The organism is Exiguobacterium sp. MMG028, assembly GCF_027947425.1.
Taxonomy (GTDB): Bacteria; Bacillota; Bacilli; order Exiguobacteriales; family Exiguobacteriaceae; genus Exiguobacterium; species Exiguobacterium aestuarii_A.
In genome coordinates this window covers 405,210-428,674 of record NZ_JAQJIN010000002.1, presented here as the reverse complement: position 1 = coordinate 428,674, position 23,465 = coordinate 405,210, and the positions used below count along the sequence as shown (strand labels likewise).

General features: G+C 49.0%; 27 protein-coding genes. 24 read left to right on the top strand and 3 right to left on the bottom strand.

Annotated features, from left to right (window positions below):
• The first annotated feature begins 340 nt into the window (after window positions 1-340).
• The 10 genes from rho to PJK55_RS09295 all read left to right on the top strand — a co-directional run bounded on the left by rho (window position 341) and on the right by PJK55_RS09295 (window position 8,551).
• Complete coding sequence (rho, locus tag PJK55_RS09340; RefSeq protein WP_271305582.1) at window positions 341-1,678, top strand: transcription termination factor Rho; 1,338 nt, start codon at window positions 341-343, stop codon at window positions 1,676-1,678.
• Between the two features lie 82 nt (window positions 1,679-1,760).
• Window positions 1,761-2,003 (top strand): type B 50S ribosomal protein L31, encoded by a 243-nt coding sequence (locus PJK55_RS09335; RefSeq protein WP_012727387.1) that lies wholly within the window; start codon window positions 1,761-1,763, stop codon window positions 2,001-2,003.
• Between the two features lie 99 nt (window positions 2,004-2,102).
• Window positions 2,103-3,326 (top strand): cation:proton antiporter, encoded by a 1,224-nt coding sequence (locus tag PJK55_RS09330; protein WP_271305581.1) that lies wholly within the window; start codon window positions 2,103-2,105, stop codon window positions 3,324-3,326.
• A gap of 106 nt (window positions 3,327-3,432) precedes the next feature.
• Window positions 3,433-4,044 (top strand): thymidine kinase, encoded by a 612-nt coding sequence (locus tag PJK55_RS09325; protein ID WP_214744592.1) that lies wholly within the window; start codon window positions 3,433-3,435, stop codon window positions 4,042-4,044.
• Between the two features lie 82 nt (window positions 4,045-4,126).
• Window positions 4,127-5,197, top strand: coding sequence for a peptide chain release factor 1 (prfA, locus tag PJK55_RS09320; RefSeq protein WP_074036532.1), 1,071 nt, complete (start codon window positions 4,127-4,129; stop codon window positions 5,195-5,197).
• Complete coding sequence (gene prmC, locus PJK55_RS09315) at window positions 5,197-6,054, top strand: peptide chain release factor N(5)-glutamine methyltransferase (RefSeq protein WP_271305789.1); 858 nt, start codon at window positions 5,197-5,199, stop codon at window positions 6,052-6,054. The genes prfA and prmC overlap by 1 nt, the downstream gene beginning before the upstream one ends.
• Complete coding sequence (locus tag PJK55_RS09310; RefSeq protein ID WP_271305580.1) at window positions 6,035-7,045, top strand: L-threonylcarbamoyladenylate synthase; 1,011 nt, start codon at window positions 6,035-6,037, stop codon at window positions 7,043-7,045. Before prmC ends, PJK55_RS09310 begins: the two co-directional genes overlap by 20 nt.
• Before the next feature lie 21 nt (window positions 7,046-7,066).
• Window positions 7,067-7,567, top strand: a complete 501-nt coding sequence (locus PJK55_RS09305) for a low molecular weight protein arginine phosphatase (RefSeq protein WP_271305579.1) — start codon at window positions 7,067-7,069, stop codon at window positions 7,565-7,567.
• Window positions 7,568-7,571: 4 nt separating this feature from the next.
• Window positions 7,572-8,012: a ribose 5-phosphate isomerase B gene (gene rpiB / locus PJK55_RS09300; RefSeq protein WP_214694546.1), complete on the top strand. Its 441-nt coding sequence runs from the start codon at window positions 7,572-7,574 to the stop codon at window positions 8,010-8,012.
• A complete protein-coding gene (locus PJK55_RS09295; protein WP_442899502.1) occupies window positions 8,009-8,551 on the top strand; it encodes a TIGR01440 family protein in 543 nt (180 codons plus the stop codon). Before rpiB ends, PJK55_RS09295 begins: the two co-directional genes overlap by 4 nt.
• 48 nt (window positions 8,552-8,599) lie before the next feature.
• Here the strand turns inward: PJK55_RS09295 and PJK55_RS09290 are convergent, their stop codons facing one another.
• Window positions 8,600-9,385 carry an alpha/beta hydrolase gene (locus tag PJK55_RS09290; RefSeq protein WP_224862287.1) on the bottom strand — a complete coding sequence of 262 codons (786 nt, stop codon included), beginning with the start codon at window positions 9,383-9,385 and terminating at the stop codon, window positions 8,600-8,602.
• 128 nt (window positions 9,386-9,513) lie between these two features.
• Here PJK55_RS09290 and glyA point away from each other — a divergent pair, with 128 nt between their 5' ends.
• From glyA to upp, 8 genes are all read left to right on the top strand, one after another.
• A complete protein-coding gene (glyA, locus tag PJK55_RS09285; RefSeq protein ID WP_074035858.1) occupies window positions 9,514-10,767 on the top strand; it encodes a serine hydroxymethyltransferase in 1,254 nt (417 codons plus the stop codon).
• Window positions 10,768-10,771: 4 nt separating this feature from the next.
• On the top strand, window positions 10,772-11,716 hold the full coding sequence (locus PJK55_RS09280; RefSeq protein ID WP_271305577.1) for a hypothetical protein: 945 nt from the start codon (window positions 10,772-10,774) through the stop codon (window positions 11,714-11,716).
• A gap of 99 nt (window positions 11,717-11,815) precedes the next feature.
• Window positions 11,816-12,064 (top strand): hypothetical protein, encoded by a 249-nt coding sequence (locus PJK55_RS09275; protein ID WP_271305576.1) that lies wholly within the window; start codon window positions 11,816-11,818, stop codon window positions 12,062-12,064.
• A gap of 65 nt (window positions 12,065-12,129) precedes the next feature.
• Window positions 12,130-12,807 (top strand): response regulator transcription factor, encoded by a 678-nt coding sequence (locus tag PJK55_RS09270; protein ID WP_214744568.1) that lies wholly within the window; start codon window positions 12,130-12,132, stop codon window positions 12,805-12,807.
• A gap of 2 nt (window positions 12,808-12,809) precedes the next feature.
• Entirely contained in the window at window positions 12,810-14,045 is a 1,236-nt protein-coding gene (locus PJK55_RS09265) for a sensor histidine kinase (RefSeq protein WP_271305575.1), read from the top strand.
• 108 nt (window positions 14,046-14,153) lie between these two features.
• Entirely contained in the window at window positions 14,154-14,849 is a 696-nt protein-coding gene (locus PJK55_RS09260) for a hypothetical protein (protein WP_271305574.1), read from the top strand.
• A 190-nt stretch (window positions 14,850-15,039) separates the two neighbouring features.
• Entirely contained in the window at window positions 15,040-16,248 is a 1,209-nt protein-coding gene (locus tag PJK55_RS09255; RefSeq protein WP_271305573.1) for a hypothetical protein, read from the top strand.
• A gap of 103 nt (window positions 16,249-16,351) precedes the next feature.
• Window positions 16,352-16,981, top strand: coding sequence for a uracil phosphoribosyltransferase (upp, locus tag PJK55_RS09250; RefSeq protein WP_074035874.1), 630 nt, complete (start codon window positions 16,352-16,354; stop codon window positions 16,979-16,981).
• A gap of 85 nt (window positions 16,982-17,066) precedes the next feature.
• Here the strand turns inward: upp and PJK55_RS09245 are convergent, their stop codons facing one another.
• Together PJK55_RS09245 and PJK55_RS09240 are read right to left on the bottom strand one after the other, a co-directional pair.
• Window positions 17,067-18,656, bottom strand: a complete 1,590-nt coding sequence (locus tag PJK55_RS09245) for an ABC transporter permease/substrate-binding protein (protein ID WP_271305572.1) — start codon at window positions 18,654-18,656, stop codon at window positions 17,067-17,069.
• Window positions 18,653-19,783, bottom strand: coding sequence for an ABC transporter ATP-binding protein (locus PJK55_RS09240; protein WP_271305571.1), 1,131 nt, complete (start codon window positions 19,781-19,783; stop codon window positions 18,653-18,655). Before PJK55_RS09240 ends, PJK55_RS09245 begins: the two co-directional genes overlap by 4 nt.
• A gap of 892 nt (window positions 19,784-20,675) precedes the next feature.
• On the opposite strand from PJK55_RS09240, the gene PJK55_RS09235 reads away from it, so the two are divergent.
• From PJK55_RS09235 to PJK55_RS09210, 6 genes are all read left to right on the top strand, one after another.
• On the top strand, window positions 20,676-20,903 hold the full coding sequence (locus PJK55_RS09235) for a hypothetical protein (protein WP_026825087.1): 228 nt from the start codon (window positions 20,676-20,678) through the stop codon (window positions 20,901-20,903).
• Window positions 20,900-21,307 (top strand): ATP synthase subunit I, encoded by a 408-nt coding sequence (locus tag PJK55_RS09230; protein WP_074035876.1) that lies wholly within the window; start codon window positions 20,900-20,902, stop codon window positions 21,305-21,307. The genes PJK55_RS09235 and PJK55_RS09230 overlap by 4 nt, the downstream gene beginning before the upstream one ends.
• Window positions 21,307-22,044: a F0F1 ATP synthase subunit A gene (atpB, locus tag PJK55_RS09225; protein ID WP_074035878.1), complete on the top strand. Its 738-nt coding sequence runs from the start codon at window positions 21,307-21,309 to the stop codon at window positions 22,042-22,044. Before PJK55_RS09230 ends, atpB begins: the two co-directional genes overlap by 1 nt.
• A 65-nt stretch (window positions 22,045-22,109) precedes the next feature.
• Entirely contained in the window at window positions 22,110-22,331 is a 222-nt protein-coding gene (gene atpE / locus PJK55_RS09220; protein WP_214694520.1) for a F0F1 ATP synthase subunit C, read from the top strand.
• Between the two features lie 71 nt (window positions 22,332-22,402).
• On the top strand, window positions 22,403-22,930 hold the full coding sequence (gene atpF, locus PJK55_RS09215; RefSeq protein ID WP_074035884.1) for a F0F1 ATP synthase subunit B: 528 nt from the start codon (window positions 22,403-22,405) through the stop codon (window positions 22,928-22,930).
• Window positions 22,930-23,463, top strand: a complete 534-nt coding sequence (locus PJK55_RS09210; RefSeq protein WP_074035886.1) for a F0F1 ATP synthase subunit delta — start codon at window positions 22,930-22,932, stop codon at window positions 23,461-23,463. The genes atpF and PJK55_RS09210 overlap by 1 nt, the downstream gene beginning before the upstream one ends.
• The last annotated feature ends 2 nt before the right edge of the window (window positions 23,464-23,465 follow it).

The window sequence follows — 23,465 nt, the reverse complement described above, 5'->3', positions numbered from 1 at the left end:
TGACAAAGTCGAGTATTTTATAGTCGAGCACAAGTTGTGAGTATTACCCGGTTTCCTGTGCAAATAAACTATATCATGCGCAAGACCGATGGCATTTTTCAATCACAAGTCAAAAAAGCGTTTTCTTGTAACAGAAATGAAACAATATGTGGATATAGCACTTATTTTGTTACAAAATCATCTTTTACTGTGTAAGGTTTTGTACAAGAGGGAAACGCATGAGCAAAAGGTGATTTTTGCACGGTGACGACATGGAGAAAATGTGATTAGATGATGACAGAACAAAAATAATCAAGTTGAATACTTCTTGTAATGAAATGTAGAAAGATAGGTGACTTGAATGAGTCAACAGACAGAACCGACAAAAAATTACACGCTTCGTGAACTCGAGACGAAGACGTTAAAAGAATTATATGAGATCGCCAAAGAAGTCAAAGTTCCAAACTTCCGAGAAGCACGGAAACGTGAGCTCATGTTCCGGATTTTGAAATCTCAGGCCGAATCAAAAGATTTATACTTCCTCGAAGGTATTCTAGAAATCATTCCACCGAATCCTCAGTCGCAAAATGACGGCGGATTTGGCTTCCTCCGACCAATCAATTACTCTCAATCTTCAGAAGACATTTACATCGCTGCTTCACAAATTCGTCGTTTCAACCTCCGAAATGGGGACCTCGTGACGGGGAAAGTCCGCAAACCGAAAGAGAACGAACGATTCCAAGGGTTGTTGAGTGTAGAGGCGGTCAACGGGGAGTCGACGGACTCGACGCGGTCACGCGATTACTTCCCGGCACTTACGCCGATCTATCCGGAACAACAGATGGTGCTTGAGACAGAGCCGAAACATCTTTCTGTACGTGTCATGGATATGATTGCCCCTGTCGGATTCGGACAACGTGGATTGGTTGTCGCGCCACCGAAAGCGGGGAAAACTTCGCTCTTAAAAGAGATTGCGAACTCGATCACGACGAATCATCCGAACGTCGAATTGATCATTCTTTTAATCGATGAGCGACCAGAGGAAGTGACCGACATCCAACGTTCTGTACCGGATGCGGACGTGGCCTTCTCGACGTTTGATGAGACACCGGAAAACCATGCGCGCATTTCAGAACTCGTCCTCGAACGGGCGATGCGTCTCGTGGAACATAAGAAAGACGTGGTCATCTTACTTGATTCCATCACACGATTGACGCGTGCGTATAACCTATCCGTTCCGCCGAGCGGACGGACGCTCTCTGGAGGGATTGACCCGGCAGCGTTCCACAAACCGAAAAAATTCTTCGGGGCGGCCCGGAATATTGAAGACGGAGGTAGCTTGACGATTCTTGCGACCGCACTCGTCGATACCGGTTCACGAATGGATGACGTCATCTATGAGGAATTCAAAGGAACGGGTAACATGGAACTCCATCTTGATCGGAAATTGGCGGAACGCCGCATCTTCCCGGCAATCGATATTCGTCGTTCGGGGACGCGGAAAGAAGAGTTGTTACTCGGCAAGGACGAACTCGACTCGCTATGGACGATTCGTCGTACGATGAACGAGTCTCCAGACTTCGTGGAACACTTCTTACGCCGTGTCCGTGAGACAAAAACGAACCTCGACTTTTTCGCTGCGCTAGAGGCAGATAAGAAAAAAAGACGACCGGTGAAAAAAACGAAAACAGACTTGTAAATCCTATAGTAGGGTGATATTATATTCTAGTGAACTTTCTCTAGGTTGAAAGAATACTTAGGGCCGAAGGAGTTGAAAAGCAATGAAACAAGGAATCCACCCAGAATACCGTAAAGTCGTATTCATGGACTCGACGACAGAATTCAAATTCATCACTGGTTCAACTCGTTACTCTAACGAGACAATCACGATGGAAGATGGAAACGAGTACCCACTCATCCGTGTCGATGTATCTTCTGATTCGCACCCGTTCTACACAGGTCGCCAGAAATTCGCATCTGCAGATGGTCGTATCGAGCGCTTCAACAAGAAATACCAACGTTAATCGTAAAGTTGTATGCTCACCGCCTAGGGATTGCCCTTGGCGGTTTTTTGTTACATAGACGCGGGTAAAGAGACAAAAGAATGTCGTTAGGGGGCCGTTATGGAACTTATACTCATCAGTATCAGCTTGTTGATCGGGGTCGGCATCATGTCGCAATGGTTGGCATGGCGCTATCAAATTCCGGCAATCATCATCATGACGCTCGCCGGGGTGTTGGCAGGTCCGATTCTTGGGCTGTTTGATCCGCGTGAACTACTAGGGGACTTATATAGTCCGATCATCTCGTTTGCGGTCGCCATCATCTTATTCGAAGGGAGTCTCGGGCTTCATTTCAGTGAAATCAATCAATTCCGGCGGTCAATCGTCCGCATCGTCACGGTCGGAGTCGCGCTGTCGTTCGTCGGAATGTCGCTACTCATCCAATATGTCGGCGGGCTACACTGGGTCGTTGCCTGGACGATGGGGGCGCTCTTCGTTGTGACGGGTCCGACTGTCGTCATTCCGTTATTGCGACAGGCGCACTTGAAAGATCGTGTCGGAGCGATTTTGAAGTGGGAAGGAATTATCGTCGATCCGGTCGGGGCACTGCTCGGGCTCTTCGTCGTCCGGCTCGGATACATCGTATATGAAGGAATGGACTTATGGATGCAGCTCTTGTTTGCTGGTGCTTGTATTGTCGGGATCGGACTCGGGTATTTGTTCGGGCATCTCCTCATGGGATGGTTTGTCGCGGAGAAGGTACCTCGTTACCTGCGTGCCTCGGTCACATTGACGGCCGTCCTCATCTTGTTCTCACTCAGTGAACTCATGATGCACGAAGTCGGGCTTCTCGCCGTGACGGCGATGGGGATGACGATGGCCAATACGAAACATCGGGACGAGGAGATTATCGAAGAGTTGCAATCGTTTAAAGAAGACATTTCAATTTTGCTCATTTCGTCCGTCTTCATCTTATTGACGGCGTCGCTTTCTCGGGCAGAGCTCTTAAATATCTTCCAATGGCCACTTCTCTTGACGATTGCCGGGATTCTCTTCTTGGTTCGCCCAGTGGCGATTTACTTGTCGACGATTGGTGGAGGACTGCCGCTAGCGGAACGAGGATTTATCGGCTGGATTGCACCGCGTGGAATCGTCGCGATGACAGTCGCTGGATTTTTTGCTGAAGAAGTCGCGCATCTCGGGATTGACGATGCGAAGCAAATGTTACCGCTCACGCTCGGACTCGTCTTCATTTCCGTAACGTTACACGGTCTCACGATCCGGCCGCTCGCACGTAAATTGAAATTAATTGATGTGCAAAAAGAAGCGAAAGCCGACGAGTAAAGGACGGATTCACTTCAAAAAGAATTTGGAAGAAGTCAACCCTTTTCCTCAACTCGAAAGATAGGTATAATCGGAAAGCGATTATCGATGGAGAGGGCGAAGAACAATGATGCATGTGACGAACCGATATGGTTGGATTGAAGTGATTTGTGGGAGTATGTTTTCAGGGAAGTCGGAGGAATTGATTCGCCGTGTCCGCCGCGCTCACTATGGAAAGATTCCGGTCCAAGTGTTCAAACCAGCAATCGACGACCGGTATCATGAAGAGAACGTCGTCTCACATACTGGCAACTCGGTCGTGGCGGTACCCGTCGCGTCGAGCCAAGACTTATACGATGCCGTGCGCGAAGAAACGCAAGTTATCGCAATCGATGAGGTACAGTTCTTTGACGAAGGGATTGTCGATGTCATCGAACAGCTCGCGAACGAGGACAAACGTGTCATCTGTGCCGGACTCGATATGGACTTCCGAGGTGAACCGTTCACAATGATGCCTGAGCTGTTGTCGCGTGCGGAGTTCGTGACGAAACTGCAGGCGATTTGCTTGTCTTGTGGTGCACCGGCTTCACGGACGCAACGCTTGATTGACGGACAGCCGGCTCGTTATGAAGATCCAGTCATCTTGGTTGGGGCTTCGGAGTCGTACGAACCGCGATGCCGTCACTGCCATGACGTACCGAATAAACCACATCCGGTCCGCCATACGGTGGCAGACTGATGAATCGACGGACCGCCCTCGGCGGTCCGTTTTTTTGCTATAATAGATAGAGTTTGATTTGACGGAGAAAGGACGGATCATTATGTTTGACCGTTTAAGTGTATTAGAAGATCGCTATATGCAATTGAATGAAATGCTCGCCGACCCAGAAGTGCTCAGCGACTCGACGAAGTTGAGACAATATTCGAAAGAACAGGCGCAGTTAGAAGAGACGGTACAGATGTATCGTCAATATAAAGAGAAGAGCGAGGCGTTCAAAGAAGCGAAGGCGATGCTCGAAGACCGGACGCTCGACGCCGACATGCGCGAGCTTGCTAAAGAAGAGATGAACCTCTTAGAGCCGGAAGTGAAAGAATTAGAAGCGAAGTTGCGGATTTTATTGCTTCCGAAAGACCCGAATGATGATAAGAACGTCATCGTCGAAGTCCGGGGTGCGGCAGGAGGAGACGAGGCAGCCCTTTTCGCAGGCGATTTATATAAGATGTACACGCGATTCGCTGAGCGTCAAAACTGGAAAGTTGAACTAATTGACGCGAACTATACCGAACTCGGTGGGTTCAAAGAAGTCACGTTCATGATTAACGGGGCAGGTGCCTATTCAAAACTCAAATTTGAGAACGGCGCGCATCGTGTACAACGTGTCCCGTCGACGGAGTCAGGTGGACGGATTCATACGTCTACGGCGACAGTTGCCGTCTTACCTGAAGCGGAAGATGTCGAGGTACACATCGATATGAAAGATGTACGTGTCGATACGTTCACTTCGTCAGGTCCAGGGGGACAGTCCGTCAACACCACGCAGTCCGCTGTCCGTTTGACACACATCCCGTCTGGTCTCGTCGTCTCATGTCAGGACGAGAAATCGCAACATAAAAACAAAGACAAGGCGATGAAGGTCCTTCGGGCACGCCTATATGACAAAATGCAAAGCGAGCATATGGAAGAACTGTCGGCACAGCGGAAATCTGCTGTCGGGACAGGGGACCGCTCTGAACGGATTCGCACGTATAACTTTCCACAAAGTCGTGTCACCGATCACCGTATCGGATTGACGCTCCAGAAGTTAGATCGTGTATTAGCGGGTGAACTCGAGGACATCATTGACGCCCTCATCATGGATGAACAGGCACGTCTTATGGAGGATGCGGAATGATGCGTGTCGCCGCGCTACTGAAGCAGACAGAGGAACGGCTTCAAGAGGCCGGGCGCGACCGTGCGGCTGCCGAATGGTGGCTCATGCACGTGCTCGATGTCGACCGAACAGGTCTCCTCGTTCGATTGTCGGATGAACTATCCGCGGATGAAGCGGAACGGTTCGAAGCCGGAATCGAGCGTCTATTGACTGGAGAACCCGTACAACACGTGATCGGGCAGGCACCGTTTTATGGTCGCTCGTTCAAAGTGAATCGGGACGTCTTAATCCCGAGACCGGAAACAGAAGAGTTGATTGACTGGCTTCTCGGGCAAATTCGTCACGTAGCGGACGATGAAATCGTGGACATCGGAACAGGGAGCGGCGCGATTGCGATCACGCTCAGTTTAGAACTCGGTGTCCGGGTACAGACGGTCGATATTTCCCCGGAAGCGATTGCGGTCGCGAAACGGAATGCGGAAACGCTCGGTGCGAATGTTCGCTTTTTTGAAGGAGATGGGCTCGCCCCGATTGCCGATCAATCGATTCGGATTCTCGTCTCGAATCCACCATATATCGAGGCAGACGTTCTATTAGATGAGACGGTTGTCGGCTATGAACCGCATCTCGCTCTCTTTGGAGGAGTGGACGGGCTCGACATGTATCGGCAATTGATTTCAGAATCAGTGCGCGTCTTACGTGCCGATTGGCAATTGATTGCGTTTGAAATCGGGTATAACCAAGGACAAGATGTGAAATCATTACTGTCTGAACGTTATCCTGAAGCAGAAACGGGTATTTTAAAAGATATAAACGGCAAGGACCGTATCGTCTATGCCGTAAGGGAAGGGATTGCGTATGGAAACGAAATGGATTAAATCGAATGAGATTGAAGAGGGGGTACGTCTTCTTCAAGCGGGTGAAATCATCGCCATGCCGACAGAAACGGTCTATGGTCTCGCAGGAGACGCCATGAATGATGTGGCGATTCGCAAGATTTTTGAGGCGAAGGGCCGACCGTCGGATAACCCACTCATCGTCCATATCGCTTCAATCGAACAAACGAAACTGTTTGTCGATACGATTCCTCCCGTTGCCAAGCGCTTAATGGATGCGTTTTGGCCAGGCGCTTTGACGATCATCTTGCCTTCAAACGGCCGAGCTTCATCGCTCGTGACCGCAGGACTGGATTCCATCGGACTTCGGATGCCGAATCATTCGGCGGCACTTGAGTTGATTCGCGAGTCAGGCTTAGGACTTGCGGCACCAAGTGCGAACCGTTCCGGGCGTCCGTCTCCGACGACCGCTCAACATGTGGCTGACGATTTGGCCGGGCGGATTGCGGGGATTGTCGATGGAGGACCAACTGGAATCGGCGTCGAGTCAACCGTCATCGATTGTACGGGTGACGCGGTGACGATTTTACGACCGGGTGGCGTGACGCGAGAAGAAATCGAAGCTGTCATCGGACCGGTCGCCTTAGATGCCAATTTGAGTGACGACAAAGCCGCACCACGATCACCGGGAATGAAATACACGCATTATGCCCCAACGGCGCCCGTCTTTTTAGTCGATGGTACACGTGATGATTTACAACGTGTCATCGAGGAGCGGAAGCAAGCAGGGTTGCGGATCGGTGCACTCGTATTCGATGAAGAGCCGACAATGGCTGATGTCACCTATTCCCTCGGTACTTCGATGGAAATGGCGGCGCAACGTTTATACGATGCCCTTCGTCGATTTGATGAAACGGATGTCGATGAGATTTATGTGAACAAGATTGAACCGGTCGGGGTCGCCTTAGCCGTTTACAACCGCTTGTACAAAGCGGCGGGAGGGAAGGTCGTTCACCCGACGAAAGATGCCTAAAGACATAGAGGAGGACACGCGATGTCAATGAAACGCGTATTATTCATATGTAGTGGCAACACGTGCCGAAGCCCGATGGCGATGGCCTTGCTTCGTTCGAAAATGACTGGGGACGAGTTTGATATTCGCTCAGCCGGTCTACGGACGATGCAAGGATTCGATGCTTCTGAAAATGCACTACAAGTTCTCAGAGAACGTGGGATTGAGCTCGATCACGTCACCCAAACGTTCGATGAAGTGTTGGGCAATTGGGCGGACATCATCTTGACGATGACACGTGCGCACCGTGAACAAATTCGGGATACATACCCGAATTTGGCGGAGCGGACGTACACGCTCTACGAATTCGTGACAGGACTTGAACGAGACATCAACGACCCGTTCGGCGGTTCGATGAATGTATATCGTCAAGTGCGAAACGAACTCGAGCCACTCGTGAATCGACTTGTGCTAAAATTAACGAATGATGGGTCAAAGGTGACGAAACCACCGAGACGCCTACCAAAGAAGACGGGGGAATGAACGAATGAAAATTGCAATTGGCGCCGACCACGGCGGATTCAACTTAAAGAGAGACATCGTAGCATTGCTTGAGGAACTCGGACATGAGTATAAAGACTTTGGCACGCACTCGGCCGACTCGATTGACTACCCAGACGTAGCCATTCCGGTCGCAGAAGCTGTCGCGGCAGGCGAATTCGATCGTGGGATCTTGATTTGCGGTACAGGAATCGGAATCGGAATCGCAGCGAACAAAGTCAAAGGGATTCGTGCGGCACTCGTTCACGACTCATTCAGTGCGAAAGCGACACGTCAGCATAACGACTCGAACATCATGACGATGGGCGAGCGTGTCATCGGACCTGGCCTTGCGGTCGACTTGGTGGCGACGTGGCTCGATACGGACTTTGAAGGCGGACGCCACTCAAACCGTGTCGACAAGATGAGCGCGTACGAATCGAAGTGAGCCCGATGAAGACGGAACTTCTCGGATTATTAACGGAGCTTCACGAACGGTTCCCGTTACATGATGAGCGTATTCTCGTCATCGGATGCTCCACGAGTGAAGTGCTTGGGAAGACGATTGGAAAGGCAGGGTCCATCGACGTCGCAGAAGAGTTGATGGAGGCCTTCCTTGAATTGAAAGAGAAGACGGGTGTCCATTTGGCGTTTCAAGGGTGTGAGCATATCAATCGTGCCCTTACCGTGGAACGACGGACGCTCAAGCAATTTGGTCTCACGGAAGTGACGGTCGTTCCTGTTCGTTCGGCGGGTGGGGCGATGTCGGAGAAGGCATATGCGAACTTCGAGGAACCATGTGTCGTCGAATCGATTCAAGCGGATGCGGGAATTGATATCGGTTCGACGTTGATCGGGATGCATTTGAAACCAGTGGCCATCCCGGTCCGACTATCGTCGAAACACCTCGGCGAAGCGTACGTCACGTTTGCGGTCACGAGACCAAAACTGATTGGTGGACCACGAGCTCACTATCCAAACAAATAAAAAGCATCGCATTCAGGTTTTTCGACCGAATGCGATGCTTTTTTGTGGTTATAATTCTTCTCCGAATAAATACGACACGACCATCGGGAAACGCTCGCGCCAGGCAAGTTCGTTATGAACACCCTCTTCAATCACTTCGAAACGGATGTGTTCGACCTTATCTTTTAACAGGTTGTACACCCGTTCGCTCGACTCACGGTACATCTCGTTCGTCGGTCCGTTCTCCATCGGTTCTTCGACTTCTTTGGCACCGACGTCTAAATAGAGACGTTCTACACCTTTTAAGTCACTCGCCTCAATCAATTGCTCCAGTTCGGTTTGATTGAACCAGAAGGCAGACGATAAGGAAGCAACGCGCTTAAAGATTTCAGGATACACACACGCTGCGTAGACCGAGATGAGTCCACCCATCGAGCTTCCCATCATCGCCGTTTCTTCTGGAATGGTCCGGTAGTCGGCATCGATTTTAGGTTTTAGTTCTTGAGCGATATATTCGATATACGCCGATCCTTCTCCGCCGAGGACGATGTCTCGTCCGAGCAGGCTATCCCCGATATATGGGTTTTCCCATGGTCCGTACTCATCGAGTCGTTTTTCCCCAGGTGCGCTATCGAGTGCGACGACGATCAAGTCACGTTTCGAGGCGTCTAAATATTCACCGACGCGCCAGCTCATGTTGTAGCTTGCCTCCTCGTCGGCGAAACAGTTTTGCCCGTCATGCATATAGAGAACGGGATACCGTTTTTCCGATGTCTCATAGTCGGCAGGTGTATACACCCGAACCGTCCGGGTGCGTTCGAATGGTGTGATCGTGATTTCTTTTGTCTCAATCATGAAGTGACCTCCTTTGGATTCTCTCTAAATGATACCCAACTTTTCGTCAGATTATAGCGATACCCAAAAAAACAAGCGTGTGGTACGATGGGGGTGTTGATTTTTAGACATTTAGAGGGGGTCTTCACATGGTAAACACGACGAAGTTAAAAGTGCAGGATGCAGAATTGTTTGAGGCAATGCAACACGAGCTCGGTCGTCAACGCGACAACATTGAACTCATCGCTTCAGAAAACTTTGTTTCAGAAGCGGTCATGGAAGCGCAGGGAGGCGTATTGACAAACAAATATGCCGAAGGATATCCAGGACGCCGTTATTATGGCGGCTGTGAGTTTGTCGACGTCGCTGAAAACTTGGCGCGTGACCGTGCGAAAGCATTGTTCGGTGCAGAACATGCGAACGTACAACCACACTCTGGTGCACAAGCGAACATGGCAGTATATTTCACAGTGCTTGAAGCAGGAGACACGGTGCTCGGGATGAACCTGTCACACGGTGGTCACTTGACGCACGGTAGCCCGGTCAACTTCTCGGGAGTGCAGTATAACTTCGTCGAATACGGTGTAGACAAAGAGACAGAACACATCGACTATGACGTCGTCGCAGCGCTTGCGAAAGAACATAAACCGAAATTGATTGTCGCGGGAGCGTCGGCTTACCCACGCACAATCGACTTCGCGAAGTTCCGTGAGATTGCGGACAGTGTCGATGCGTACCTCATGGTCGATATGGCGCACATCGCTGGACTCGTGGCAGCAGGTCTTCACCCGAACCCAGTCGAGCATGCGGATTTCGTCACGACGACGACGCACAAGACACTTCGTGGACCACGTGGCGGTATGATTCTTTGTAAAGAAGAGTTTGCGAAAGCAATCGACAAATCCATCTTCCCAGGAATTCAAGGTGGACCGCTCATGCACGTCATCGCAGCGAAAGCAGTCGCGTTCGGAGAGGCACTCCAACCAGAATTCAAAGAGTACCAACGTCAAGTCATCGCCAATGCACAGGCACTTGCGGCTGGTCTTGAAGAAGAGGGGCTCCGAATCGTATCGGGCGGAACGGACAACCACCTCTTACTCGTCGACCTTCAAGGAATCGACATCACAGGGAAAGCGGCGGAGCATGCGCTCGACGCTGCAGGGATCACGGTCAACAAAAACACGATCCCATTCGATCCAGCGTCACCGTTCGTCACAAGCGGAATCCGTCTCGGTACGGCAGCGATGACGACGCGTGGCTTCAAAGAGGACGATATGCAAGAAGTGGCACGCCTAATCGGTCGTGTACTCAAACAACATGAAGATGAGTCGGTACTCGCAGAAGCACTTCAAGACGTGCGTACGTTAACTGCGAAGTTCCCACTTTACCCAGAACGAGGCTGAGTCAATGGACATCCGGACACTCGCAGAACGAGAGCTATCCGAACTCCCATTGTTCGATATGACGGAATGGTTGGCTCGTAAGGGGGAACACGACCCATCTTTCCGTCTTGTCGCCAGTGAATTCGGGGTCATCACGACGCTCCTCGACCATGGCTATTACGAAGAAGCGAGCGAACGAATCGTACCGCTCCTAGGGATGAAGGTGCCCGCTGCGTTCCATCGACTAGGTCTTGCGCTAGAAATGAAGGCGAACGGGAAAAAAGCGGCCAAGCGCCGCTTTCGTTCGTTTTCTCCGGCCGTCATCCAGCACTCAGATTTAGCCGAGTGGCGACAGGCGTTCAAGTTTGATAAGAAATGGCTCGGTCTTCCGCTCGTCGTGGGACTTGCTGCCGCTGCGCTCGTGTTTTGGCCAGATACCCAACCTCCGATTGCCCCGCCAAGCGAGACCGATCAAGTCGTCGTCGAGACAGTGACCGAAGAAGAGGCGATGGCGGAGCGCTTGAAGGAACTAGAAGCCGAAGTCGCGCGACTCGAGAAAGAAAATGAGCAGCTACAAACTCAAGAAGAAAATTCAAGTGATTCGGCGGAAGAGAAGCCGAAACAAGCGACTGATGTCGTGCCGTTAGCGGAGGTCGAAGCGCTCGTACAAGACAAACAGTACGAGCAAGCTGAACAGTTGCTCGACGGAGAAGCGAAAGCAGGTCAAGAGCAGGCGGTCGGATTTTATCGACTCCTTGTCGACAACAAGTTAGGCAAAGCGAAAATCGCGGATTACGCGGATTATCTCGATTCCTATCCTGAGTCTGGGTACAAGGCAGACGTCCTATGGATGAAAGGGATCGCCGAGAAAAAAGCGGACGATCCTGCTTATCGGGATACGCTGACGACTGTGTCAGAAATGAAAGGAACGTATTGGGCGCCGATTGCGAAATCAGTGCTCGACGAGTGAGGTGTTGCGCAAGCAGCGCCTTTTCTCATGAAATTCTAATGAACTCCACCTCGATTTCTCGTTTTTACCTCGTATGATGCGAGTAGGAGGGATGTATGAATGAAACGTTTACTGAAAACAATTGGGACTAGTCTGTTGGCAATCGGCCTGATGAGCATCGGACTTGCCGGTTTCTTGTTCTTTACGACACCTGGTCAATCAAGCCTCACGCAACTGTCGCTCGCGGCAACGGGCATCGAGCAGCAAATCGAGCAAGTGGATGCAACGTGGGACCAATGGGAAGACCGTTTCGAACGACAAGTTGAATCGGCAATCCCGGAAGGCGTCCGTCTGTTTTTTGAGGATTGATTTCGGGAAATGAATACCAATACGTCGAGCGGTCCGCTCGGCGTTTTTTCAAAGGAGTGAGCAGGATGCAGACGATTCTGGTCGTAGAAGATGATTCGAAGATTGCACGGTTACTGGAACTAGAGTTGAAGCATGCAGGGTATGAAGTCGTCGTGGCGACAGATGGGCGTAGTGGTTTAGAACGGGCCGTCGCCGACGAGATCGATCTCGTCTTACTCGATATCATGTTGCCTCAAATGAGCGGACTCGAGGTGGTCCGTCGATTAAAAGAAGAACGACCGCTGTTGCCCGTTCTCATGGTGACGGCTCGGGGAGACCGCTATGACAAAGTGAGTGGACTCGACCTAGGTGCCGATGACTACATCACGAAACCGTTTGAAATCGAAGAAGTGCTCGCTCGAATCCGGGCGTTTTTGCGCATGCGTCAGCTCGTTCGACAGGATCATTCCGAGCATGTCCTGACCTATGAGACACTCAAGGTCGATGTGAATCGACATGAAGTGTATTGCGAGGGAAATAAAATCGATTTGACGCGGCGTGAGTTTGACTTGTTGGTCTTCTTTTTAGAGAACCCTGAACGCGTCTTGACCCGTGATCAACTCGTCGAACATGTGTGGGGATTTGATTACTTTGGTGACACGAACGTCGTGGACGTATATGTCCGTTATGTCCGAAAGAAGCTGACCGGGTCTTGGATTCAAACCGTCCGTGGTGTCGGGTATATGTTGAAGCGTGGTGAGTGAGCATGCTACGTACAAAGATCGCCTGGGCGATGACCGGGTTCATGTTGCTGCTCCTTCTCGTCTCGTTTGGCGTGACATGGTTCGTCGCGAGGCAAGAAATTGTCGATTCACGTTTTGACGTGTTACAACAAGCGTTAAACTTATTAGAAGAAGACGTCCGAAATAGCGATGCCGTGCTGTCCCTTCATGAAGACAGTGTCGTTCTAGAGCGTCAAGAAAACGGGGAGTGGGGAATCATCGGTGGAGAAGTGCCGGACGGGACGACATTTCCCATCAATTATGGAGAACCCGCACTCATCGATGACTGGTTCGTCGTCGCCACGACGGATGGGCTGGCGTTCGGGTTTCAAGACCGGGCGGTGAGTGACACGATTCAAGCGTTGGCGACAATTTTTCTCGTCATGTTTTTCCTAGCCGTGCTCTTGACGTTCCTCGGTACATGGTGGATCTTACGCCAAGGGCTGTCGCCGTTACGGCGATTGACGGAGACGATGGAACGGATTACCGAATCGGGCAAATTAGAAACGATTGAGGTCGATGACCGAAAGGACGAAGTGACACTCCTTTCAAACGGATTCAACCATATGATTGAACGGGTCGAAGGGACGATGGACCAACAGCGTCGTTTCGTCGCCGATGTTTCACATGAACTAAAAACACCGCTGACCGTCATCGAAGGCTATGCGAAATTATTGCAGCGCTGGGGTCAAGAAGACGAGAGTGTCCGCGCCGAGGCCATCAATCATATTTTGACGGAGTCGCGACAAATGCGAAACGACTTGATTGAACCGATGTTGGAATTAAATCGCTTCGCTGCGCTTGAAGAGGTCGACCGAGAAGATATCGATTTAGCTGAGCTTGGCGACATGCTAACAGAACGATTTTTACGGTCGCACGGCGTACACCTTCCCATTGATGCGAACGGTAGCTGGTATGGCCATCGTGAATCGTTACAACGCATTCTCGTCATCTTGATCGATAATAGTTTGAAATATGCAACAGAGACGAGTCTTCACCTGACAGACAATCGAATCGAAGTGCGCGACAGGGGACCTGTCTTATCAGATGAGGTAAGAGCTCGTCTGTTCGACCGCTTTTATCGATTGGATGAAGCACGAGACCGGAGCGGCAGTGGACTTGGTCTTGCGATTGCGAAGGAAGTCGCAGATGTGAACGGCTGGACAATCGGAAGCGAATCGAATGATCCTGACGGCAGTGTATTTTTCCTCACTCGATGATGAACATTTCGCATTTTCTCATCAACTTCTAATGAAGCCTTAAGTGCGCTCTCACACACGAGGCTTATGATGAAAATAAGAAGAACACATAACGAGGAGGAAATGAACATGAAACGCATCGGCTGGATCATCGGAGCTTTACTTGGCGTCATGGCAATTGTAGGGATTGGATTTTATGTGAGCGGGAATCAGACGGACACGGTCATCGTCCCGCAAGCCATCAATCAAGCGAGTGACGACCCTTCACAAGACCAAGCGGATGATTCTTCGTCAGCAGAAGATTCAAGCGTCAACGCATCCGACGACTCATCATCTTCAAGTGTAGAAGATGACTATGAACTATACGGGACACTTGTCAGTCTGACAAAAGAGGATGTCACGATTAGTTTCAATGGAAAAGAATCGACGTACCGCTTAGCACAAACGCATGAGATTGACGACGATACACCGCAAGTCGGTGACCGAGTGAAACTCGAATTGAATCGAAATGATGAAGTGAAAGAAGTGGACCGTGAGAGCGGAAATGATGATGCATACATTACTGGAGCACTCGTCAAACTCACAGATCAAGAAGTCACAATCAACATCGATGGAAAAGACAAAACGTATCCGCTCGCTGCACGATCTGAAATCGATGACGACACACCTCGGGTCGGAGATCGCGTCAAACTTGAATTGAATCGAGATCAAGCAGTCATCGAAGTGGACAATGAATCCGATGATGACCAATATGAGCAAGAGGATTCTTCACAGGACGATTCCTCACAAGATGACTCTTCTGAAGATGAACGCGAGAATGACTAATCAAAGACTCGAAAGAACCAATCTCTCAAGAGGTTGGTTCTTTTTTGTAGATAGATATCCAATCAAAAGCTTCTACCCAACCATCAGAAACGTAATAATTCTGAAATCATCACAAAAATAGGTTATATGTTATGATGTACAAGAAAAATTTAGGTGGTTTTCACCTAATTGGGAATGAGGGGGAACATCAATGCGGACGTACTGGGGAATCTTACTCAGTTGTATCTTGTTGAGTGGATGTGGTGCCGAGACGTTGAACGCGATTGAATTACGTCCTTTGTCATCTTATCGAGTCGAACAAGAGCCTGAGGTGGCATTAACCGAACAAACGAAAGAAAATATACTTACATATTGTGAGAAGCGTCCGACCGATGTCTTACCGAAACGAAGAGCAAAAGTGGCGGAAGTGACATTCCGTCATCCCCTTTATGAAGCACTCGGCTATAAAAATGTGAAGTATTTTGCTGCGGGCGAAGAGCGATATCTCACTTGTGCCAACAGTAACCAATTGATGGAGCGGACGTTTGCGATCGAACCGATTCCGGAATTTGAAGCACTCGACAAAGAGCGATTCGTCGAGTCAGAGGTCGTCTCGACGATTGAGTTTGATCGCGTCGAGGACATGAAAGAAATTACGAGTGCGTTTAAGGTGAATGATGCACATGAAACGGTCATCCCAGATTCTGCATTCCGTTACACGACACCGGACACGGGCGCAATCTACGTGACGTTCGAGACGATTCGGAACGGGCGAACGCTCGACCCGATTGTCGAACCGAAACTGTTCCCGTTCCAAAGTGGAGAAAATGAAGGTTATGTCTTTTTGACGAAGCGGGCCGATGATCGAATCGCCCTGCAAATCGGGAAGACCCCTTCGCTCAGACAACTCGTTCTTCCGAGTATGTACGAAGCACCGTACATGAAAGTCGATGCTAAAGAAGAGGACCTCTCGCTCGAAGGAAACCATCGAGAACTGATGAAACGAATCATTCTCTCGGAACAACCAATCGGAGGGAACGTGTCTGAACAGACCTCACTCGCACTCTCGAAAACATACGGCACCGTCCTTGAAATCTGGGGACACGTCCGTCGACCTGTTCCGAGCAAAATGTCGTCACGACCAGCGGATGAGGACATGCAACTCGCTGTCTTTGAATCAAGTCGAGATACGGTCTGGTTAGACGGACCAAAAACCCAGGAACTATTTGATGAATTGTCTCACGTCCAGGTGCGCGAGAAGCCGACGAATGCTGTCAACATAGGACAATTACATTTATATAGAGAATTGACGAAACAGTCGTTTGACGTGTGGAAGACGGAAACCGAGCTTTACTTGATTGACCAAAAGACGTCACGGTCTTACGAACTTCCTGCGAACGACTATTTCCAAATCAATTAACGTTCAGGGCGTCTGACCTTTATTAAAATAGAAGTTGGCTCTACCCATCTCAACAGAGTTAGGGTACAATGCTCGAGAGAGAATGAGAGAGGAGTGAAGCAAGATGGGAAAAGTACATGTTTATGACCATCCTTTGATTCAGCACAAAATGACGATTATGCGAAAAGTAGAGACGGGGACGAAGCAGTTCCGTGAACTCGTCGACGAAGTTTCTTCACTTATGGCATACGAAATCACGCGCAGCCTACCCCTAACAGATGTAGAAATTGAGACACCGGTCTCTGTTTCCACTCAAAAGATGATTGCCGGCAAGAAATTGGGAATCGTCCCTATTTTACGTGCAGGACTTGGTATGGTGGATGGGTTCCTCAAAATGATGCCGAACGTAAAAGTCGGCCACATCGGTCTCTATCGCGATCCGGAAACACTTGAGCCACACGAATACTACTTGAAGCTCCCGACAGACGTGACGGAACGCGACTTCATCGTCGTCGACCCGATGCTCGCAACGGGCGGTTCGGCTGCTGATGCCATCGCGGCTCTTAAAAAACATGGAGCGAAGTCAATCAAATTGGCTTGTCTGTGTGCAGCACCAGAAGGCGTCGAGCGTGTACAAGCAGAACATCCGGATGTCGAGATTTATCTCGCAGCACTCGATGAAAAATTAAATGATCACGGTTATATCGTTCCTGGACTTGGGGATGCGGGTGACCGTTTGTTTGGTACAAAATAATTAACTCATATGTAAAACGGACATCTCCCGCGAGATGTCCGTTTCTTTTTCATGTACAGAAGAACGACCGCGAGGGCTGCTCTTTTTAGTTTGTTTCAATCAATCCTTCTTCGATTAAGAAGTCACGTGCGACTTTTTCAGGACGTTGTTTTTCAACATCGGCAAGATAGTTTAATTCTTGCATGACCTCGTCCGTGATTTTACCGCTTAGCGTATTCAAGACGTCTTCTAACTCAGGGTGTTCTTGTAACGTCTCGTTGCTGACGATTGGGACAGCATAGTACGGCGGGAAAAATTGTTGATCGTCCTCAAGGACCGTCAAGTCAAAACGCTTCAATAAACCATCTGTCGAGAAACTATCGATGGCGTTGCTCTCGTTATTCATAAGTGCTGTATAACGAAGGCCGCCGTCGACCGGTTTCACGTCCTGGAAGTTGAACGGATAGGCTTCTTTCAATCCAAGGTAACCGTCTTCCCGGTTCGAGAATTCAATCGTTGGACCGAAGACGAGCGTGTCGCTCACTTCTGCTAAGTCAGATACCGTCTTCAGGTCATACTTTTCGACATCTTCTTTTTTTACCGCAATCGCATAAGTGTTGTTGAATCCGATTGGGTCGAGTGTCTGAATCCCGAAACGCTCATTGATTTGATCTTTGACATTCTCATATACGGCATCCGGGTCGTTATCGACTTCTTGTTTCAAGACATCGACCGACAGCGTTCCTGTGTATTCAACGTACGTATCAATCTCACCTGTCCGGAGAGCGCTGAATGCGACTTGCGTGCCGCCTAGGTTCAGTTGACGTTTGACATCAAGGTCGGTCCGATCTTCGATCAAATCGGCAACCATGTTCCCGAGAATCAATTGTTCGGTAAAGTTTTTTGATCCGACGACAATCGTCTCATCGTCTCGGGTGAAGGCATAAATCGATCCTGCGAGCAATAGCACTAACGCGGTCGCGATGACAAACGCAGGTTTGACGACCTTTTTGGCCGTGCTACGTTTTTTCTTCTTCATTCGACCATCCGCTAATACGATGCCGTTCGGGGCTACTTTATATTCGATTCGGCTGACGATGAAGTCGATGAGGAGAGCAAGCAATCCGGCTGGAATCGCGCCGGCCAAGATTTGATTGTTGTCGACCGTTTGAATCCCGGCGAAGACGAGATATCCTAAACCGCCGGCACCGACGAATGCGGAAATCGTCATCAAGCCGACAGCCGTGACCGCTGATATTCGAATCCCTGCCATAATAATCGGTAAGGCGAGGGGGAGTTGAATTTTACTTAAAATTTGTCGGTTCGTTAAGCCGATCCCTTTCGCTGATTCGAGCGTATCGCCCGGGATGCTTGAAAGACCGGTATACGTGTTTTTGACAATCGGTAAAAGCGAGTACAATACGACCATGATGATCGCAGGCGTCGATCCAATTCCGATAAACGGAATCAGGAAACCGAGAAGAGCCAAACTTGGGACTGCCTGGACGACACTCGTCAATCCGAGAGTCGGTTTGGCGAGTCGGGGTATACGTAAAATCAAAATACCGAGCGGCACACCGAGAAGAACGGCGAGAGAGACGGCGAACACCGTTAGTTGGAGATGTTCGAGTAGTAGCGTTCCGATTTGGCTTGTATTGTTTGTGAAGTAATCAAAAAAGCTTTGAATGGCATTCATACAGGTTCCTCCTCATGGTCTTGTGTAAATTGTTCACTGAGGACGGATAGTAAGCTGCTTCGTGTAATGAGGCCATGTAGTATAGGACCTTCGACGACGGGCAAGTAACCTTGGTCGCTCGTATTCATCACGTCTAATATATCGAGAAGGGAATCGTCGATGGAGACGTACGCGTATTCGCGATTCATGACGTCTTCGAGTCGTTTTGTCTGATCGATATTCGCATTAATGTCTTTCAACTTAATCAATCCTTGGAGCTTCCGGTCACGGTCGGTGATCAACAAGCTATCGACTTTACGCGAGCGCATGATTTCGATTGCTTGAAGGACCGTCCGTTTGCCGCTGATGGAAACAGGATCGACAATCATAATATCTTTTGCCTTAATGTATTCCGGACTGCTCCAAATTCGATTTTTCCCGATGAACGATTCAACATATGCATCTTTTGGATGACGCAAAATCTGTTCCGGTGTATCGAATTGGACGATTTCGCCGTCGCGCATGATACAAATGCGATCGGCCAGTTTGATCGCTTCATCCATATCATGGGTGACGAATACAATCGTCTTCTTCACTTCTTCTTGTAAGTTAAAGAGTTCTTCTTGCAAATCGTTTCGCGTGACGGGGTCGAGCGCACTGAACGGCTCATCCATCAAAATGACCTCAGGATCGTTCATTAAAGCGCGGGCGAATCCGATTCGTTGTTGCTGACCGCCGCTCAATTCACTCGGATATCGATCGATGAATTGATCCGGATCAAGTCCGACCATCTTTAATAGGTGCTCGGTTCGAGCATCCATCTCTTGTTCGGCTTGCCCTCCTAGGCTTGCAATCAATTGAATGTTTTCGCGAATCGTCATGTGAGGGAAGAGACCGGTCTGTTGAATGACATATCCCATTTGACGACGCAACTTGATTGGGTCCATCTTCCGAGTATCCTGGCCATTGACGATAATCGTTCCTTCTGTCGGCTCAATCAAACGATTAATCATTTTTAGAGAGGTTGTTTTACCGCAACCAGACGGGCCGATAAACACGACGAGCTCACCTTTGTTGATGGTGAGGTTCATTTCTTTTAAAACGGTCGTTTGCTTAAACGACTTTTTGACATTTTTAAACTCAATCATGCGTTCACCCTTTTCAAATAATTATTTTCACATAATCATATATGCCCGATGTCAATGAACTGTAAACATTTCTTTTTGAAAAAGCGTTTACTTCGTATCTAAAGCGGGGATTATAATTCCCCTGTTTTGATTGGTAGTAACGTCGCTCTAAGGGATGAATCGTGTGCATGAAATCTATAGCGAACCTGAGGTCGAATGCCGACGGTTTGAGTGAACACATGGCATCGGTTTGGACAAAATGCTTGATCTACTCGAGCTAAGAAGTGAGCAGTCGTCTATCAGTCGATGACGTAGTGAGTTCATTTTAAAGAGGAGTCACAAAATCGACACAAATATAAAGGGAGCTCATAAGAACATTAGGGTGATTAATTAGTGTATATCCTATCGTTTAAGGTTGATTTAAAGGGATTTCCTGACATTAAACATTAAAAATAATGGGTGTGAGAGACATCACGGAAAATTGGCGAGAACCTCTCGACAGCGCGAAATGACTATCGTTATACTAAAACAGGGCGGTGAAAACGATTTCAAAATGAAGTCAACGACCGTTTCGTAACTCTTTGTGAACGTAAACGTTTACCGATTGAAATTTCCAAAACGTGGGGGTATAACTGAACTATTCTTCATCTGATTCCGTTTGTGAAATGTTATAAAGTCAACATTTTTATTTCAACGTTTCTTCACACTTTCTTAAAAAAGTGCATCAATCGTTTACTTTATGAAGTGCGTAAAACTATTGATACGACTTGATTTAAAGCGCTTTTATAATTGTGAAATTCATTGACTTCTTATGCCATTTCTATTACTCTGAACTTGTGTGACTTTTGATGGTCACGCGAGTGTGAATCCGTGAAGAAGAGAGAAGCGCATCGTGCGTGAAAGGGGGACCGGGATGGCGAAAAAAGACAATCGTTACCTATCCTATGCCTCGCTCGCTTCACAAATTTCGACAGCACTTGCTGGACCGATCGTCATCGGTTATCTCGTCGGACAATACGGCGAAAGACGTGAATTTTGGGGCACGTTTGGTTGGAATGTGTCGATCATCCTCGGACTCGTGTTCGGGATTACGGCGCTAGTTCTCACCCTTCGGAGTTTATTGACAGGAGAGGACGAATGAATACGATTCAAGCAGACAGAAAAGCACAGAAAGAACTGATGAAGCGTTATACGAAATGGTTTACCGTCTGGTTTGCGATTTTGCTTATCGGCGCATTCATCATCCCGATGTATAAAGCCGTATTTCTCGGGCTATTCATCGGTGGAGTCGGAAGTCTCATCATTCTACATATGCAGAATCGAAGCGTCATTCGCATGTATGACGTCATCGAGCATGGACGACGACCAAAGTCGCACGGGACCGTTTCAAGAATGGCGGTTGGTGCGTTAGCAGTGATAGTCGGTCTTCTCTATGAGGATCGGGTATCCGTCATCGCGGTGGTAACTGGTCTAATCGCCGGCCACATCATACAATTTGGCGAGTTCACACTTGCCCAGCTCAGCAGGAAAAGAGGTGAATATTAATGGGTCATGAGTTTCCCACATATTCTCTGCACTTTGGGGACTATACGTTATACGGGAGCTGGACGAACGTCATTACAGTGCTAATAGCAGCGTTACTCGTCTTCGTATTCGCCATCTGGGGAACAAGACGTTTGGCTATGAAGCCGACTGGCAAACAAAACTTCATGGAATTCTTCGCGGAGTTCGTGCGTGGAATCATCGCTAGTGCGATGGACTGGAAGACAGGAGGACGCTTTATCGGATTTGGGATGACGTTGATTTTGTTCATTCTCTTCTCAAACTTGATGGGTCTACCGTTTAACGTCATTTCCGGACACTATCTGTGGTTCAACTCACCGACGGCCGATCCTTACGTAACCTTGGCGTTGTCGACACTCGTCGTTGCAATGTCGCATTACTACGGGGTGAAGCTACATGGATTCAAGCACTATTCGGCGGAATTCGTAAAACCAGTCTGGTTCTTGCTTCCGATCAAATTGATCGAGGAGTTTGCGAACACGTTGACGCTCGGTTTGCGTCTATACGGTAACATTTTTGCCGGTGAAATCATGATTACCATCATCTTGGGACTCGCGATTACAGCCGAAGGAGCACTTAACCCGCTCGGCGCAATCTTTGCGGTCTTCCCAATGATTCTATGGCAAGGTTTCTCAATCTTTATCGGGGTTATCCAATCCTACATTTTCCTGACGCTTGCAATGGTGTACATCGGGCACAAAGCTTCGGCCGAACATTGATTCGGACATCTCGCCAAAGCGTTACAAACAACTTATTTACTTAACTTTTAGGAGGAATATACACAATGGAACAACTTAATCTTCTCGCAACAGCAATTGTTATCGGTCTTGGAGCACTCGCAGCTGGTATCGGTAACGGTTTGATCGTATACGGAACAGTACAAGGACAAGCACGTCAACCAGAACTCAAAAACGAACTTCGTCAAACAATGTTCATCGGTATCGGTTTGGTTGAGGCCCTCCCGATCATCGGTGTGGCTGTCGGTTTCCTTCTCCTCAACTCTTGATTCCGAGTTAACGAGAATAGCATGAGAGGGAGCACGTCTCCCTCACTTATTTAGTCAAGAGGAGGGTATGCATGGATACGATGATGATTGCAGCTGGTGCTGGTGGCGAAGGCCTCCGCATTCTAGATATGATCTTTACAATTTTCACATTCCTCGTACTCTTGGCCCTGTTGAAGAAATTTGCTTGGGGACCACTCCTTGGAATGATGAGACAGCGTGAAGAGTATGTAGCGAATGAGATTGAGCTCGCTGAAAAGAGCCGCAAAGATGCGGAAAACTATGTCGTCGAACAACGTGATGCACTCAGTGCGGCACGTACAGAGTCGAAAGAAATGCTCGACGCAAGCCGTCGACAAGCAGAAGCAGAACAAGCACGCTTGGTGGAGCAGGCGCGTTTGGAAGCTGAACAAATTAAAATCGAGGCAGAGAAAGCGATTGAGCGTGAGCGTGAGCTTGCGAAACAATCTCTTCAAACGGAAGTCGTCACACAGGCGCTTTCGGCAGCACGCCACGTCCTTCAATCAGACCTTAAAGGCGATGAAGCGAAACAACGTGCCCTCGTCACAGACTTCCTGTCTAAAGCGAAAGGTGCGAACTGATGAACGCATCACTAGCAAAACGCTATGCCAAAGCGCTCTTCGACTTAGCACGGGAACAAGGCACGCTCGACCAAGTCGAAGCGGAAGTGCGTCTGCTCGATGAAGTGCTCCACGCGACTCCTGAACTCATGGATCTCTTAACGAATCCGGCAGTCAGTGACAGCGAGCTTGCACAGCTTTTAAAAGACAGCTTTGGTGATATGACGGCGATTGTCGTGAACACACTTCTCGTCATGGTCGAAAACGACCGTGCGGCAGAGGTTCGCGCATTGCCACGTTACGTCCGCGACTACATCAACGACTATCGTGGGATTGCAGAGGGTATTGTCACAAGCGCCTACCCGTTGTCGGCAACAGACTTGAAAGACGTCGAACTCGTCTTCGGACAGAAGCTCGGGAAGACGCTCCAATTGAAGAACGTCGTCGATGAAGAAGTCATCGGTGGACTCCGTGTCCAAGTCGGATACACGACGTACGATGATACGATCGAAACGAAATTGACACGCCTCGAGCGTGAATTGTTGAATGCGTAAGA